Genomic DNA, 16,911 nt, shown 5'->3' with positions numbered 1-16,911 from the left:
CGCATTGGGAAGACAGAATGGCCAAGTCCAAAGCGGAACTCACCGTCAACGGTCAGTTCCTCACCGCCACCTCGTTCACCGGCAAGAAGCGCATCCGTCACTCGTTCGGGCGCATCCCCGAGGCGGTGCAGATGCCGAACCTGATCGAGGTTCAGCGCGCGTCGTACGAGCAGTTCCTGCAACGCGAGGGCCGTCCGGGCGTGCGCAAGGACGAAGGCATCGAGGCGGTCTTCAAGTCGGTCTTCCCGATCAAGGACTTCAACGAACGCGCCATCCTTGAGTATGTCTCCTACGAGTTCGAGGAGCCCAAGTACGACGTCGAGGAATGCATCCAGCGCGACATGACCTATGCCGCGCCGCTGAAGGTCAAGCTGCGCCTGATCGTGTTCGAAACCGACGAGGAAACGGGCGCCCGTTCGGTCAAGGACATCAAGGAGCAGGACGTCTACATGGGCGACATCCCGCTCATGACGGACAAGGGCACGTTCATCGTCAACGGCACCGAGCGCGTGATCGTCTCGCAGATGCACCGTTCGCCGGGCGTCTTCTTCGATCACGACAAGGGCAAGACGCACAGCTCGGGCAAGCTGCTGTTCGCCGCCCGTGTGATCCCGTACCGCGGTTCGTGGCTCGACTTCGAGTTCGACGCCAAGGACATTGTCTACGTTCGTATCGACCGTCGCCGGAAGCTGCCGGCCTCGACCTTCCTGATGGGTCTGGGCATGGACGGCGAAGAGATCCTGAAGACCTTCTACGAGACCGTGCCTTACGAGAAGCGCGGCGAGGGCTGGGTCACGCCGTACAAGGCCGAGCGCTGGCGCGGTGTGAAGCCGGAGTTCGATCTGGTCGACGCCGACACCGGTGAAGTCATCGCTCCGGCCGGCACCAAGATCAGCGCCCGTCAGGCCAAGAAGCTGGGCGACACGACGACCTCGCTGTCGCTGGCCGCCGACGCCCTGCTGACCCGGTATCTGGCTGCTGACGCCGTCAACTATGAGACCGGCGAAATCTATGCCGAGGCCGGCGACGAGCTGGACCAGGCCACGATCGAGCTGCTGGAGTCGCACGGCTTCACGACCATCGACGTGCTGGACATCGACCATGTCACGGTGGGCGCCTACATGCGCAACACCCTGCGCATCGACAAGAACACTGGCCGCGAGGACGCGCTGTTCGACGTCTATCGCGTGATGCGTCCGGGCGAGCCGCCGACCCCGGAAGCCGCCGAAGCCATGTTCAACTCGCTGTTCTTCGACAGCGAACGCTACGATCTGTCGGCCGTTGGCCGGGTCAAGATGAACATGCGTCTGGAGACGCCCGAGGTCTCGGACGAAATCCGCGTCCTGCGCAAGGATGACGTGCTGAAGGTTCTCCAGATTCTCGTCGGCCTGAAGGACGGTCAAGGCGAGATCGACGACATCGACAACCTGGGCAACCGTCGCGTCCGCTCGGTCGGCGAGCTGCTGGAAAACCAGTACCGCGTCGGCCTGCTGCGGATGGAGCGCGCCATCAAGGAGCGCATGTCCTCGGTCGATATCGACACCGTGATGCCGCACGACCTGATCAACGCCAAGCCGGCCGCCGCGGCCGTGCGCGAGTTCTTCGGCTCGTCGCAGCTGTCGCAGTTCATGGACCAGACGAACCCGCTGTCGGAGATCACCCACAAGCGTCGTCTCTCGGCGCTTGGACCGGGCGGTCTGACGCGTGAGCGCGCGGGCTTCGAAGTGCGCGACGTGCACCCGACCCACTACGGCCGCATCTGCCCGATCGAAACGCCGGAAGGCCCGAACATCGGCCTGATCAACTCGCTGGCCACCCACGCCCGCGTGAACAAGTACGGCTTCATCGAAAGCCCCTACCGTCGCGTGAAGGATGGCATGGCCCAGGACGAGGTGGTCTACATCTCGGCCATGGAAGAGGCGAAATACACGATCGCCCAAGCCAACATCGAACTGAAGGCCGGCGAGATCGTCGAGGATCTGGTCCCGGGCCGGATCAACGGTGAATCGCAGCTCCTGAACAAGGACGCGGTCGACATGATGGACGTGTCGCCCAAGCAGGTTGTTTCGGTCGCCGCCGCCCTGATCCCGTTCCTGGAAAACGACGACGCCAACCGCGCACTGATGGGCGCGAACATGCAGAAGCAGGCCGTGCCGCTGGTTCGCACCGACGCGCCGCTGGTCGGCACCGGCATGGAAACGGTGGTCGCCCGCGACTCCGGCGCCGTGGTGGTGGCCCGTCGTGAGGGCGTGGTCGAGCAGATCGACGGCACCCGCATCGTGGTTCGCGCCACGAACGAAGCCGACGCCGGCCGTTCGGGCGTCGACATCTATCGCCTGTCGAAGTTCCAGCGTTCGAACCAGTCCACCTGCATCAACCAGCGCCCCATCGTGCGTGTGGGCGATCAGGTTCAGGCCGGCGACGTCATCGCCGACGGCCCGTCGACGGACCTCGGTGAACTGGCGCTCGGCCGCAACGCCCTCGTCGCGTTCATGCCGTGGAACGGCTACAACTTCGAGGACTCGATCCTGATCTCGGAGCGCATCGTGCGCGACGACGTCTTCACGTCGATCCACATCGACGAGTTCGAGGTGATGGCCCGCGACACCAAGCTGGGTCCGGAAGAAATCACCCGCGATATCCCGAACGTCGGCGAGGAAGCCCTGCGCAACCTCGACGAGGCCGGCATCGTGGCCATCGGCGCCGAGGTTCAACCGGGCGACATCCTGGTCGGCAAGGTGACGCCGAAGGGCGAAAGCCCGATGACCCCGGAAGAGAAGCTGCTGCGCGCCATCTTCGGCGAGAAGGCTTCGGACGTCCGCGACACCAGCCTGCGTCTGCCGCCGGGCGTCGCCGGCACGATCGTCGACGTGCGCGTGTTCAACCGCCACGGCGTCGACAAGGATGAGCGCGCCATGGCCATCGAGCGTTCGGAAATCGAACGTCTCGGCAAGGACCGCGACGACGAGCTCAAGATCCTCGAGCGCAACGTCTACGGCCGCCTGAAGCCCCTGCTGGTCGGCAAGACCGCGACCTCGGGTCCGAAGGGTCTGGGCCGCGGCGAGGTCACCGAAGAGAAGCTGTCCGAGCTGTCGCGCGGCCTGTGGTGGCAGATCGCCCTCGACGACGAGAAGGTCATGGGCGAGCTGGAAGCCATGAAGGGCCAGTTCGAAACGGCCCGGAAGGCTCTGGACCGCCGCTTCGAGGACAAGGTCGAGAAGCTGCAACGCGGCGACGAACTGCCCCCGGGCGTGATGAAGATGGTCAAGGTCTTCGTGGCCGTGAAGCGCAAGCTTCAGCCCGGTGACAAGATGGCCGGCCGTCACGGCAACAAGGGCGTCATCTCCAAGATCCTGCCGATCGAGGACATGCCGCACCTGGAAGACGGCACCACCGTGGACCTGGTTCTGAACCCGCTGGGCGTGCCGTCGCGCATGAACATCGGCCAGATCTTCGAAACCCACCTGGGTTGGGCCGCGGCCGGTCTCGGCAAGCAGATCCAGGACCTGCTGGAAGCCTGGCAACAGGGCGGACAGAAGCAGGCCCTGATCGACCATCTGTCGAGCATCTACGGCCCCGACACGCCTCTTCCGCAGGCGGAAGAGGATCTGGTCGAGCTGGCGCGTAACCTGTCCAAGGGCGTTCCGTTCGCGACCCCGGTCTTCGACGGCGCGCACATCTCGGACATCGAGGACCTGCTGGAGAAGGCGGGTCTGGATCGCACCGGCCAGTCGATCGTCTACGACGGTCAGACCGGCGAGCAGTTCAAGCGTCCGGTCACGGTCGGCTACATCTACATGCTGAAGCTGCACCACCTGGTCGACGACAAGATCCACGCCCGTTCGATCGGACCATACTCGCTCGTCACCCAGCAACCGCTGGGCGGCAAGGCGCAGTTCGGCGGACAGCGTTTCGGCGAGATGGAGGTCTGGGCTCTGGAAGCCTACGGCGCCGCCTACACCCTGCAGGAAATGCTGACGGTGAAGTCGGACGACGTGGCCGGCCGGACCAAGGTCTACGAGGCCATCGTCCGCGGCGACGACAGCTTCGAGGCGGGCATCCCCGAGTCGTTCAACGTGCTCGTCAAGGAAATGCGCTCGCTGGGTCTGAACGTGGAGCTGGAGAACAGCTGACCGACCGGATGATCCCTCTCCGCGCGAGCGGGGAGGGACGGTCTGCCGCTTTTCTCCCTCAATGAATTTTCGCGGGTGAGCCCGCAGAAGGAATCAAGATGAACCAGGAAGTCCTGAACATCTTCAACCCGGTCCCGGTCACCCCGACCTTCGACCAGATCCGCATCGCCCTGGCCTCGCCGGAGAAGATCCGGTCGTGGTCGTTCGGCGAGATCAAGAAGCCGGAAACCATCAACTACCGCACGTTCAAGCCCGAGCGTGACGGCCTGTTCTGCGCCCGTATCTTTGGCCCGACCAAGGATTACGAATGCCTGTGCGGCAAGTACAAGCGCATGAAATACAAGGGCATCATCTGCGAGAAGTGCGGGGTTGAGGTCACCCTGGCCCGCGTCCGTCGCGAGCGCATGGGCCACATCGAACTGGCCGCGCCGGTCGCGCACATCTGGTTCCTGAAGTCGCTGCCGTCGCGCATCTCCACGATGCTGGACATGGCGCTCAAGGACGTCGAGCGCGTCCTGTATTTCGAGAACTACATCGTCACCGAGCCGGGCCTGACCCCGCTGAAGCAGAACCAGCTGCTGACGGAAGACGAGTTCTACACCTACCAGGACGAGTACGGCGATGACGGCTTCACCGCCGAGATCGGCGCCGAGGCCGTGCGCAACCTGCTGATCGGCATCGACCTGCACGCCGAAGCCGAGAAACACCGCGCCGAGCTGGCCGACAGCCCTTCGGAAATGAAGGCCAAGAAGGCGTCCAAGCGCCTGAAGCTGATCGAGGCCTTCCTCGAGAGCGGCAACAAGCCCGAGTGGATGATCCTGACGGTCGTCCCGGTCATCCCGCCGGAACTGCGTCCGCTGGTGCCGCTGGACGGCGGCCGCTTCGCGACCTCCGACCTGAACGACCTCTATCGCCGGGTCATCAACCGGAACAACCGCCTGAAGCGCCTGATCGAGCTGCGCGCGCCGGACATCATCATCCGCAACGAAAAGCGGATGCTGCAGGAATCCGTCGACGCCCTGTTCGACAACGGCCGTCGTGGTCGCGTCATCACCGGCGCGAACAAGCGTCCGCTGAAGTCGCTGGCTGACATGCTGAAGGGCAAGCAGGGTCGCTTCCGTCAGAACCTGCTCGGCAAGCGCGTCGACTACTCGGGCCGTTCGGTCATCACTGTGGGTCCTGAACTGAAGCTGCACGAGTGCGGCCTGCCCAAGAAGATGGCGCTCGAGCTCTTCAAGCCGTTCATCTACGCGCGTCTGGACGCCAAGGGCCTGTCGGGCACCGTCAAGCAGTCCAAGCGCATGGTGGAGCGCGAGCAGCCGCAGGTCTGGGATATCCTCGACGAGGTCATCCGCGAGCACCCGGTCCTGCTGAACCGCGCGCCGACGCTTCACCGTCTGGGCATCCAAGCGTTCGAGCCGAAGCTGATCGAGGGCAAGGCCATCCGGCTGCACCCGCTGGTCTGTACCGCGTTCAACGCCGACTTCGATGGCGACCAGATGGCCGTGCACGTCCCGCTGAGCCTCGAGGCCCAGCTGGAAGCGCGCGTGCTGATGATGTCGACAAACAACATCCTGTCGCCCGCAAACGGCAAGCCGATCATCGTGCCGTCGCAGGACATCGTCCTTGGTCTGTACTACCTGTCGCTGGTCAAGGACGGCGAGCCGGGTGAAGGCAAGCTGTTCGCCAACATGGGCGAGATCGACGCCGCGCTCGACGCCAAGGTCGTGTCGCTGCACACGAAGATCAAAGCTCGCTGGACCGAGATGAACGCCGAAGGCGCCGTCATCACCAAGGTCATCGACACGACCCCCGGCCGGATGAAGCTGGGCGCGCTGCTGCCGCACAACGCCAACATCGGCTACCGCCTGCTCGAGAAGAACCTGACCAAGAAGGAGATCGGCAACCTGATCGATCAGGTCTATCGCCACTGCGGTCAGAAGGCGACGGTCATCTTCGCCGACCAGATGATGCAACTCGGCTTCCGCGAGGCGGCCAAGGCGGGCATCTCCTTCGGCAAGGACGACATCGTCATCCCCGCCAAGAAGGTCGAGTACGTCGAGGAAACCAAGACGCAGGTCGAGGAGTACGAGCAACAGTACGCCGACGGCCTGATCACCAAGGGCGAGAAGTACAACAAGGTCGTCGACGCCTGGGCCAAGGCCACGGACCGGATCGCCGACGCCATGATGGGCGAGATCGCCCAGCCGCGCGTGCTGGCCAAGGGGCAGGCCCCGGACATCAACTCGGTGTTCATGATGGCCAACTCCGGCGCCCGTGGTTCGCAGGCCCAGATGAAGCAACTCGGCGGTATGCGCGGCCTGATGGCGAAGCCGTCCGGCGAGATCATCGAGACGCCGATTATCTCGAACTTCAAGGAAGGCCTGACCGTCCTCGAGTACTTCAACTCCACCCACGGCGCCCGTAAGGGTCTGGCCGACACCGCGCTGAAGACCGCCAACTCCGGCTATCTGACGCGTCGTCTGGTCGACGTGGCGCAGGACTCCATCGTCACCGAGGACGATTGTGGCTCGACGCGGGGCATCACCCTGCGGGCCGTGGTCGAAGGCGGTGACGTGCTGGTCTCGCTCGGCCAACGTGTGCTGGGTCGCTACGCGGCCGAGGACATCAAGGAGCCGGGCGGCGACACCATCCTGTTCCCTGCGGACACCTACCTGCAGGAAGAGGAAGTCGAGGTCATCGACAACGCCGGCGTCCAGTCGATCAAGGTGCGTTCGGCCCTGACCTGTGAAGCCGAAGCCGGCATCTGCGGCTACTGCTACGGTCGCGACCTGGCGCGCGGCACCAACGTCAACATCGGCGAAGCGGTCGGCGTCATCGCCGCCCAGTCGATCGGCGAACCCGGCACCCAGCTGACGATGCGGACCTTCCACATCGGCGGCACCGCCCAGGTGGCCGAGACCTCGTTCTACGAGGCGACCAACGCGGGTGTCGCCAAGATCACCGGCCCGACCGTCAAGGCGGCCCACGGCGATCTGGTGGCCATGAGCCGCAACGTCGTGGTGACGATCGTCGTCGACGGCAAGGACCGCGAGACCCACAAGGTCCCGTACGGCGCCCGTCTTCGGGTCGTCGAAGGCTCCGACGTCAAGCGCAGCCAACGTCTGGCCGAATGGGATCCCTACACCTCGCCGATCCTGACGGAAGTCGGCGGCGTGGTGCGCTTCGAGGATCTGGTCGAAGGTCTGTCCGTCAAGGAAGAGACCGACGAGGCGACGGGCATCGCCCAGCGCGTCGTCAGCGACTGGCGCGCCAGCCCGCGCGGCGCCGACCTGCGTCCCGCCCTCGGCGTGACCCAGGGCGACGCCTACGCCAAGCTGGCCTCGGGTTCCGACGCTCGCTACCTGCTGCCGGTGGGGGCCATTCTGTCGGTTTCCAACGGCGACGAAGTGAAGCCCGGCGAGGTCATCGCCCGTATCCCGACCGAAGGCGCCAAGACGCGCGACATCACCGGCGGTCTGCCGCGGGTGGCCGAGCTGTTCGAAGCCCGTCGTCCGAAGGATTGCGCGGTCATCGCCGAGATGGACGGCCGCGTCGAATTCGGTCGCGACTACAAGAACAAGCGCCGCATCAAGATCACCCCGGAACTGGACGCCGACGGCAACCAGGCCGATGCGGTCGAATTCCTGATCCCGAAGGGCAAGCACATCTCCGTCCACGACGGCGATCTGATCCAGAAGGGCGACTACATCATCGACGGCAACCCGGATCCGCACGATCTGCTGCGCATCCAGGGCGTCGAGGCGCTGGCCGAGTATCTGGTGAACGAAGTGCAGGAGGTCTACCGACTGCAGGGCGTGCCGATCAACGACAAGCACATCGAGGTCATCGTCCGTCAGATGCTGCAGAAGGTGGAAGTGCTGGATTCGGGTGAAACCACCCTGATCCGCGGCGACACCGTCGAAGTGGCCGAAGCCGTTCTGGAAAATCAGAAGGTCGAGAAGCGCGGCGGCCGTCCGGCCATCACGCAACCCGTCCTGCTGGGCATCACCAAGGCGTCGCTGCAAACCCGCAGCTTCATCTCGGCGGCGTCGTTCCAGGAGACCACCCGCGTCCTCACCGACGCCTCGGTCAACGGCAAGCGCGACACGCTGGAAGGCCTGAAGGAGAACGTGATCGTCGGCCGCCTGATCCCGGCGGGTACGGGCGCCTATCTGCGCTCGCTGCAGAAGATCGCCAACGAGCGCGACGCGGAACTGACGCAAGCGCGCGAAGACGCGATCGAGCCCCTGCCGCTCGACCTCGCGATGGAGCTGGAAAAGTCGGAAGGCTGATCCGGGTTCAGGATTGAGTAGAAGGGAGCGGCTCCGGCGACGGGCCCGCTCTTTTCTTTTGGCGCTGACGCTTACCGCGCGGCGGCGCGCTGTGTGAGCGCTAGTCCCTCCGCGACGAGGCCCCCGGCGTCAGCGGCACGCCGGCGGCTCTTGGACCATCGCGGCGGGTGCGGATGTTGCTGGTTGAGTCCGGACGCAACGACGGATCCAGATGCGCGCCTGCGACGCCCATGCCGAAGTTCGAGCCCGGGCCATCCTGAGGGCCCACGACACCCACTCCGCCGCTGAGCGGTCGGCGGCGAGCCTCGTATTCCCGAAGCGCCCGTGCGCCTTCGCGTGCAAAGCGGGCGTCGCGCTCCGCATTTCCGGAGCCCTCTATGGGACGAGCGTTGGCGGCGCGCTCTCCGAACCGATCGTCGCAGATCTCGCGTTCGGCGATGCTCAGGTATTGCGGATTGGCGCAGCCGACAGGGCTGGTGCGCATGCCGCGCGCGACGCGGTCGCCTGTCGTCTCCGGCCGAACGGACCATTGGCCGACGCCGACATTGGCTGGCGGGGTTGTGGCCGGGGCCCCGCCTTGGGCAAAGCGCGGAGCGGGCGGAGTCGGGCGTGCCACGACATCGGCCGAGCCCGTGTTGGTGGCCGTCTCACCGGGCCGGGAACCCGCGTCGGTCACTGTATTGACAGGCGTGTCCGGCGTCTCGGTCTGGCGGGTGCGGGCGGTCTCGCCACGCATCAGCGGCCGGGGCTCGATCTGTATGTAGATGGGGGGAGGGGGCGGCGGTAGTAGATCGCCCCCGCCGTACCGCCTGCGCTCCTCGATGACCTGAAAGGCCATGTAGCCCAGCACCAGGGCGTGGAATCCCAAAGACGCCGCGACGATGGCCGGCTTGCGCCAGCGTCCCTCGTGCATCGGCCAGTTCAGGCGCAGGTCCGTCATCCACCCTCCATCGGATCGGGAGGAGGCGGGACGAGCGTGGCCGTATTGCGACCATGCGGAGAGTCGCGTTCGTCGGGGCGCGCGCCTTGACCTCAGGCCTTCGTGGGCGTAGAAGCCGCCCACTTTCGAGAGAACCGGTTCGCCGGATCTGGCGAACGTGACAACCGAATGCGACGGGCTGTGCCCGCCGGAACGCCCGAAGCGCGCGTTCCGGCTTTTGCGTTTGTCACGTCCGCAACTCGGAACTCCACCCGGGGCGGCGTCCACGCCGTCCGAAAAGAAGGCTCACCGGGGCGCTCCGGCCGAAAGGCACACGCCCCCATCGACTTAGAAGAGAACGAGTACTCGATGCCGACTATCAACCAGCTGATCCGCAAGCCGCGCGCCCCCAAGCCGGTCCGTAACAAGGTCCCGGCCCTGAAGGGTTGCCCGCAGCGTCGCGGCGTCTGCACCCGCGTTTATACGACGACCCCGAAGAAGCCGAACTCGGCTCTGCGTAAGGTCGCCAAGGTCCGTCTGACCACCGGCATCGAAGCCGTGTGCTACATCCCGGGCGAAGGCCACAACCTGCAGGAGCACTCCGTTGTGCTGATCCGCGGCGGCCGCGTGAAGGACCTTCCCGGCGTTCGCTACCACATCCTGCGCGGCGTGCTCGACACGCAAGGCGTCAAGGACCGCAAGCAGCGCCGTTCGCACTACGGCGCCAAGCGTCCGAAGTAAGCGACCCGCTCATTCCATTCACCGGCGTCAGCCGGCCGTACGATACGTCTTTAGAAGGCCAAGCCCATGTCCCGTCGTCACCGCGCCCAGAAGCGCGAAGTCCTGCCGGATCCCAAGTTCGGCGACCTGATCGTCACCAAGTTCATGAATTACGTCATGTACGAGGGCAAGAAGGCCGTCGCCGAGAACATCGTCTACGGCGCCTTCGACATCCTGGCCGACAAGAAGAAGGACCAGGAGCCCGTCGCGACCTTCCACACCGCGCTGGAAAACGTCGCTCCGGCCGTCGAAGTCCGTTCGCGTCGCGTCGGCGGCGCCACCTATCAGGTGCCGGTCGAGGTCCGTCCGGACCGTCGCCGCGCCCTGGCCATCCGCTGGCTGGTCAACGCCGCGCGCAAGCGTGGTGAGAACACCATGACCGAAAAGCTGGCCGCCGAGCTGCTGGACGCCTCGAACAACCGCGGCACCGCGGTCAAGAAGCGCGAAGACACCCACAAGATGGCCGAAGCCAACCGCGCCTTCAGCCACTACCGCTGGTAACGCCTTCAAAGGGACCGTTTCGGTTCCTATTTACGTGACTATCCGGCGCGGGCGGTTTGAGCTAAATCGCCCGCGCTCGCTTATCCGAACATATCCGAGGGCGCCCGCAGCGTCCGCCACGCATACCCAAGGCACGCTCCCATGCCCCGCACACATAAAATCGAAGACTACCGCAACTTCGGCATCATGGCGCACATCGACGCCGGCAAGACGACGACGACCGAACGGATCCTGTATTACACCGGCAAGTCTCACAAGATCGGCGAAGTCCACGACGGCGCCGCCACCATGGACTGGATGGACCAGGAACAGGAACGCGGCATCACCATCACGTCGGCCGCGACGACCGCGTTCTGGAACGACAAGCGCCTGAACATCATCGACACCCCCGGACACGTGGACTTCACCATTGAAGTCGAGCGTTCGCTGCGCGTCCTCGACGGCGCCGTGACGGTGCTGGACGGCAACGCCGGCGTCGAGCCGCAGACCGAAACCGTCTGGCGTCAGGCCGACAAGTACAACGTTCCCCGGATCGTCTTCGTCAACAAGATGGACAAGATCGGCGCCGACTTCGACAAGTCGGTCGAGTCGATCCGCGACCGTCTGGGCGCCAAGGCCGTGCCGATCCAGTTCCCGATCGGCGCCGAAAGCTCGCTGGCGGGTCTGGTCGATCTGGTCCGCATGAAAGCCGTGGTCTGGGACAACGACGCCCTGGGCGCGAACTTCCGCGACGAGGAAATCCCCGCCGATCTGGTCGACAAGGCCAATGAAGCCCGCCAGTACCTGATCGACAACGCCGTCGAGCTGGATGACGAGGCGATGGAAGCCTACCTCGAAGGCAACGAGCCTTCGGAAGAGGTCATCAAGAAGTGCATCCGCAAGGCTGTTCTGACCGGCGCCTTCTATCCGATCCTCTGCGGCTCGGCCTTCAAGAACAAGGGCGTGCAGACGCTGCTGGACGCCGTCGTCGACTACCTGCCGTCGCCGGTCGACATCCCGCCGACCCCTGGCATCGACTACAAGACCGAAGAGCCCGTCACCCGCAAGGCGTCGGACGAAGAGCCCCTGTCGGTTCTCGCGTTCAAGATCATGGACGACCCCTTCGTCGGCTCGCTGACCTTCTGCCGCCTGTACTCGGGCAAGATGGAAACGGGCATGGGCCTGCTGAACTCGACCCGCGACAAGAAAGAGCGCGTCGGCCGCATGCTGCTGATGCACTCGAACAACCGCGAAGACATCAAGGAAGCCTACGCCGGCGACATCGTCGCCCTGGCCGGCCTGAAGGACACCCGCACGGGCGACACCCTGTGCGACCCGATCAAGTCGCCGGTCATCCTTGAGCGCATGGAGTTCCCGGCGCCGGTCATCGAGATCGCCGTCGAGCCCAAGTCGAAGGCCGACCAGGAGAAGCTGGGCGTCGCCCTGCAGAAGCTGGCTTCGGAAGATCCGTCCTTCACCGTCTCGACCGACTTCGAGTCGGGCCAGACGATCCTGAAGGGCATGGGCGAGCTGCACCTGGACATCAAGATCGACATCCTGAAGCGTACCTACAAGGTCGAGGCCAACATCGGCGCGCCGCAGGTCGCCTATCGCGAGTCCATCAGCCGCAAGGCCGAGATCGACTACACCCACAAGAAGCAGACCGGCGGTACGGGCCAGTTCGCCCGCGTCATGATCACCTTCGAGCCGGGTGAGCCGGGTTCGGGCTTCGTGTTCGAAAGCGGCATCGTCGGCGGCGCCGTGCCCAAGGAATACATCCCGGGCGTCGAGAAGGGCCTCGAGTCCGCCAAGGAAAACGGCCTGCTGGCCGGCTTCCCGCTGATCGACTTCAAGGCGACCCTGACGGACGGCAAGTTCCACGACGTCGACTCCAGCGTGCTGGCGTTCGAAATCGCGGCCCGCGCCGCCTTCAAGGAACTGCGCGAGAAGGGCGGACCCAAGCTGCTGGAACCGATCATGGCCGTCGAGGTCGTGACCCCGGAAGAGTATCTGGGTTCGGTCATCGGCGACCTGAACGGCCGTCGCGGCATGATCCAGGGTCAGGACATGCGCGGCAACGCCACCGTCGTGAACGCCTTCGTGCCGCTGGCCAACATGTTCGGCTATGTGAACACGCTGCGTGGCATGTCGCAGGGCCGCGCCGCCTTCACCATGCAGTACGACCACTACGAAGCGGTGCCGCAACACGTCGCCGACGAAGTCATCAAGAAGTACAGCGCCTAAACCCAACCAATCCCGGCGGCTCCTCGGGGCCGCCGGACCCCTGAAAAACCCAGGACTAAAGCCCCCTGTTCAGGGGACGGAGAGAAGAGAATGGCCAAGGAAAAGTTCGAACGCACCAAGCCGCACTGCAACATCGGCACGATTGGTCACGTTGACCACGGCAAGACGACGCTGACGGCGGCGATCACGATGACGCTGGCGAAGGCCGGCGGCGCCAAGGCGATGAACTACGCCGACATCGACGCTGCGCCGGAAGAGAAGGCGCGGGGCATCACGATCAACACGGCGCACGTGGAATATGAGACGGCCAACCGTCACTACGCCCACGTCGATTGCCCGGGCCACGCCGACTATGTGAAGAACATGATCACGGGCGCCGCGCAGATGGACGGCGCGATCCTGGTGGTTTCGGCCGCTGACGGTCCGATGCCGCAGACGCGCGAGCACATCCTTCTGGCCCGTCAGGTCGGCGTGCCGGCTCTGGTGGTGTTCATGAACAAGGTCGATCTGGTCGACGACGAGGAGCTGCTCGAGCTCGTCGAGATGGAAGTGCGCGAGCTGCTTTCGTCCTACCAGTTCCCGGGCGACGACATTCCGATCACCAAGGGCTCGGCCAAGGCCGCGACCGACGGCGTGAACCCGGAGATCGGCGAACAGCGCGTGCTGGAGCTGATGCAGACGGTCGACGACTACATCCCGCAGCCGGAGCGTCCGGTGGACCTGCCGTTCCTGATGCCGGTCGAAGACGTGTTCTCGATCTCGGGCCGCGGCACCGTGGTCACGGGCCGCGTCGAGAAGGGCATCGTCAAGGTCGGTGAGGAAGTCGAGATCGTCGGCATCCGTCCGGTCCAGAAGACGACCTGCACGGGCGTTGAAATGTTCCGCAAGCTGCTGGACCAGGGTCAGGCCGGCGACAACGTGGGCGTGCTGCTGCGCGGCACCAAGCGTGAAGACGTCGAGCGCGGTCAGGTTCTCTGCAAGCCGGGCTCCATCACCCCGCACACCAAGTTCGTGGCCGAGGCCTACATCCTGACCAAGGAAGAAGGCGGCCGTCACACGCCGTTCTTCACCAACTACCGTCCGCAGTTCTACTTCCGTACGACGGACGTGACCGGCATCGTGCACCTGAAGGAAGGTGTCGAGATGATCATGCCCGGCGACAACGCCGAGCTGAACGTCGAGCTGATCACCCCGATCGCCATGGACCAGGGCCTGCGCTTCGCCATCCGCGAAGGCGGCCGCACCGTCGGCGCCGGCGTCGTGGCCAAGATCACCGAGTAATCGGACGATCCGACTGATCGACTACAGAGCGGCCCCCGGAGCGATCCGGGGGCCGTTTTGCTGTGCGCGCAATGGAAACCGGAGAAGATTCGGGCGTTCCCATCCTCTCCCTGTACGGCCAAGGTTTCTGATGCATCGGGCGCTTCTGCTGATCCTGTCCCTCATCGCGCTCGCGGGCTGCGCGACGCATCCGGGCAAGGTCGGCCATGTGCGAAGCGTAGCGGATCGTGCGGCCGTGGTGGCTGAAACCGCCTCTGGCCCGGTTCGGGGCATGGAGGGGGCAGGCGTTCGCGCGTTTCTCGGCGTGCCCTACGCCGCGCCGCCTGTAGGCGAGCTGAGATGGCGGGCGCCGAGGCCGCCGGAGCCGTGGACGGAACCGCGGGACGCCACGCGGATCGGGGCGGACTGCACCCAGGCGATCGGGCGCAAGGCGATCCTCGGGGGCGGGGGCGGACTGGTCTTCGGCAAGGAGGACTGCCTGTATGTGAACGTCTATGCGCCGGCCGGGGCGGAAGGGCCGTTGCCGGTGATGGTGTTCCTGCCGGGCGGGGCGTTCACAATCGGGTCGGGGGCGAACTATGACCCGTCGAGGCTGGTCGGGCGCGGGCGGGTGCTGGTGACGGTCAACTATCGATTGGGAGCGTTGGGTTGGCTGGCGCATGAGGATTTCGCCGCGGACGGCGAGGGGATCGGCGGCAATTGGGGGCTGATGGACCAGCAGGCGGCGCTGCGTTGGGTGCAGGACAATATCGCGGCGTTCGGGGGCGATCCGGCGGACGTGACCGTCTTCGCAGAGAGCGCGGGGGCGTGGAGCCTCTGTTCGCTGATGACCTCGCCGGGGTCGGAGGGGCTGTGGTCGCGGGTGATCCTGCAGAGCGGGACCTGTGTGGAGCCGACCTCGCTGTGGTCGGCCGGGGAGGCGGCGGAGAGCGGGAACACTTTCGCAGCCTCGGTCGGGTGTACGGATGAGGATGTGCGGGCTTGTCTGAGGCGGACGCCGGCCTCGCGGCTGGCTAAGGCGGCGTCGAGGCGGCAGGGGCTGAACGGGCCGGGGTCGTGGGGCCCGGTCTATGGCGATGCGGTCGTACCGATGGCGCCGCCCGAAGCTTTTGCCCGGGGCGCGTTCGTGAAGACGCCGGTGATGATCGGCAGCAATGCCGACGAGGGCCGGCTGTTTGCGGTCGAGGTGCGGGACGGCGAGCGCTACGACAAGGAGACGGTCTGGATGTACGGCGAGGAGATCGGGTCGCGCGTGCTGGAGCGCTATCCTGTGGAGGACGAGGCGTGGGGTCTGACCATGGCCCGACAGTTCACGGACCAGAAGTTCGCCTGTCCTGCAGATGCGCTGAGGCGAATGCTGGCCCGGCATGTACCGGTGTGGGGCTATCAGTTCGCCGACCCGGATGCGCCGATCGTCATTCCGCGCTGGCTGACGCCCTATGACATGGGCGCCTATCACGCCTCGGAACTGACCTATGTGTTCGGGACGCGCTGGGCGTTCGCGGATCCGGCGCGGTTCACGCCGGAACAGAAGGCTCTGTCGGAGCGGATGGGCGATCTGTGGGCCGGGTTCGGCAGCGAGGGGTTCGAGGTGAACTGGCCGCGCATGGCGGCGGACGGCGGCGCTGTCCGGGTGTTTTCGCCAGAGGGCGACCGCGTCGATGACGGCTTTTCAGACCGCCACGAGTGCGGCTTCTGGGCGACGACCGTGTTCGGGCCGGTTGGCGGCTAGACGAACTCGACGATCACCCCCGGCTTGACCGCGGCCGCCAGCTGCTCGGCGTCCCAGTTGGTCAGACGGACGCAGCCATTCGAGGCCGTCTTGGCGATCTTCGACGGATCAGGCGTGCCGTGGATACCGTAGCTGTCGCGGGAAAGATCGATCCAGACCGAGCCGACCGGATTGTTGGGGCCCGCGGGGACGACGATCTTTTTGTTACCCCGGTCGTAGCTGAGCTTGTCCGGATCGTAGGTGTAGTCGGGCTCAGGGGCGACCCCGAGAACGCGGAGGGTCCCCGAGGGGGCAGGACGTTCTGTCGAGCCGATGGTGGCCGGGTAGAAGGCCAGCAGACGGCCGGAGGCGTCGAAGGCTCGGGCCGAGCGCTCGGTCTTGTCGATCACGATGCGGGCGACCTCGCCGAGAGCGGGACTGCCCAGCGACGGGACCGTGATCGTCTGGCCGGCGCGGGTGAAGTCGGCGCCGGGATTGAGCGCGCCGAGCAGGCGTTCGCTGATATGGAACTGCTCGGCGATGCGCTCCATGGCGCTGGTGTAGCCGGCGCCGGAGCGGGCCAGCGTCTCCAGGTCGGTGGACGCGGGCGAGAAGGGGCCGGCCACGTCAGCTGCAGTCAGTGTGTAGGTGGTCATGACCTGACGGCTGTCGGCTGCCGCGAGGTGGCGAAGCAGGGCTTCGTCGGCGGCGTCGCCCTCGCCGAGATTGTTGGCCTTGCGATAGGCGGCGATGGCCTGACGGGTGTTGTCGCCCCAGAAGCCGTCGATGATGCCGGGCGAGAAGACCGAGCGGTCGAGCAGGATCTGGAGTCTGATCAGGCCCGGGTCGGCCGTCGGATTAGCCGTTGCTCCGTCCGGGGAGACGGGCGCAGCCGTGGTCGAGGGCAGGGCCTGCTCGATGGCCTGAGCCGAGACCAGCGCGGCCTGTCCGCCCTGCGTCTGACCCGCGGGCGCCGGGGCCTCCTGTTCGGGGGCGCCGCAGGCGGCGAGGACGAGAAGGCTGGAGGCGGCGGTAAGCAGCAGGCGGGTGCGCATGGGGTGTCCGGTG

At 65.6% G+C, this 16,911-nt stretch carries 9 protein-coding genes; 7 read left to right on the top strand and 2 right to left on the bottom strand.

The annotated features are described in order from the left end of the window. The first annotated feature begins 17 nt into the window (after nucleotides 1-17). Nucleotides 18-4,133 carry a DNA-directed RNA polymerase subunit beta gene (gene rpoB / locus ACIQC9_RS07975; protein WP_400614216.1) on the top strand — a complete coding sequence of 1,372 codons (4,116 nt, stop codon included), beginning with the start codon at nucleotides 18-20 and terminating at the stop codon, nucleotides 4,131-4,133. 98 nt (nucleotides 4,134-4,231) lie between these two features. Beyond that, nucleotides 4,232-8,428, top strand: a complete 4,197-nt coding sequence (gene rpoC, locus ACIQC9_RS07970) for a DNA-directed RNA polymerase subunit beta' (protein WP_400614214.1) — start codon at nucleotides 4,232-4,234, stop codon at nucleotides 8,426-8,428. 100 nt (nucleotides 8,429-8,528) lie between these two features. Here rpoC and ACIQC9_RS07965 read toward each other — a convergent pair whose 3' ends face one another. After that, complete coding sequence (locus ACIQC9_RS07965) at nucleotides 8,529-9,368, bottom strand: hypothetical protein (protein ID WP_400614212.1); 840 nt, start codon at nucleotides 9,366-9,368, stop codon at nucleotides 8,529-8,531. 348 nt (nucleotides 9,369-9,716) lie between these two features. Here ACIQC9_RS07965 and rpsL point away from each other — a divergent pair, with 348 nt between their 5' ends. The 5 genes from rpsL (at nucleotide 9,717) to ACIQC9_RS07940 (ending at nucleotide 15,864) form a co-directional block, all read left to right on the top strand. Continuing rightward, entirely contained in the window at nucleotides 9,717-10,088 is a 372-nt protein-coding gene (gene rpsL / locus ACIQC9_RS07960) for a 30S ribosomal protein S12 (RefSeq protein ID WP_056453566.1), read from the top strand. A 66-nt stretch (nucleotides 10,089-10,154) separates the two neighbouring features. Beyond that, the gene (rpsG, locus tag ACIQC9_RS07955) at nucleotides 10,155-10,628 is read left to right on the top strand and encodes a 30S ribosomal protein S7 (protein WP_400614208.1); all 474 of its coding nucleotides are present in this window, start codon (nucleotides 10,155-10,157) and stop codon (nucleotides 10,626-10,628) included. Between the two features lie 141 nt (nucleotides 10,629-10,769). Then, nucleotides 10,770-12,851 carry an elongation factor G gene (fusA, locus tag ACIQC9_RS07950; RefSeq protein ID WP_400614206.1) on the top strand — a complete coding sequence of 694 codons (2,082 nt, stop codon included), beginning with the start codon at nucleotides 10,770-10,772 and terminating at the stop codon, nucleotides 12,849-12,851. A 90-nt stretch (nucleotides 12,852-12,941) separates the two neighbouring features. Beyond that, nucleotides 12,942-14,132: an elongation factor Tu gene (tuf, locus tag ACIQC9_RS07945; protein WP_400612376.1), complete on the top strand. Its 1,191-nt coding sequence runs from the start codon at nucleotides 12,942-12,944 to the stop codon at nucleotides 14,130-14,132. Nucleotides 14,133-14,262: 130 nt separating this feature from the next. After that, entirely contained in the window at nucleotides 14,263-15,864 is a 1,602-nt protein-coding gene (locus ACIQC9_RS07940; RefSeq protein ID WP_400614204.1) for a carboxylesterase/lipase family protein, read from the top strand. Here the strand turns inward: ACIQC9_RS07940 and ACIQC9_RS07935 are convergent. Then, nucleotides 15,861-16,898 carry a L,D-transpeptidase family protein gene (locus ACIQC9_RS07935; RefSeq protein ID WP_400614202.1) on the bottom strand — a complete coding sequence of 346 codons (1,038 nt, stop codon included), beginning with the start codon at nucleotides 16,896-16,898 and terminating at the stop codon, nucleotides 15,861-15,863. The two genes, ACIQC9_RS07940 and ACIQC9_RS07935, sit on opposite strands and share 4 nt — an antisense overlap. Between the last annotated feature and the right edge of the window lie 13 nt (nucleotides 16,899-16,911).

Origin of the sequence: Brevundimonas sp. NPDC092305 (assembly GCF_044755415.1) — a bacterium.
Classification (GTDB): Bacteria; Pseudomonadota; Alphaproteobacteria; order Caulobacterales; family Caulobacteraceae; genus Brevundimonas.
This window is presented reverse-complemented; position numbering and strand designations above follow the sequence as displayed.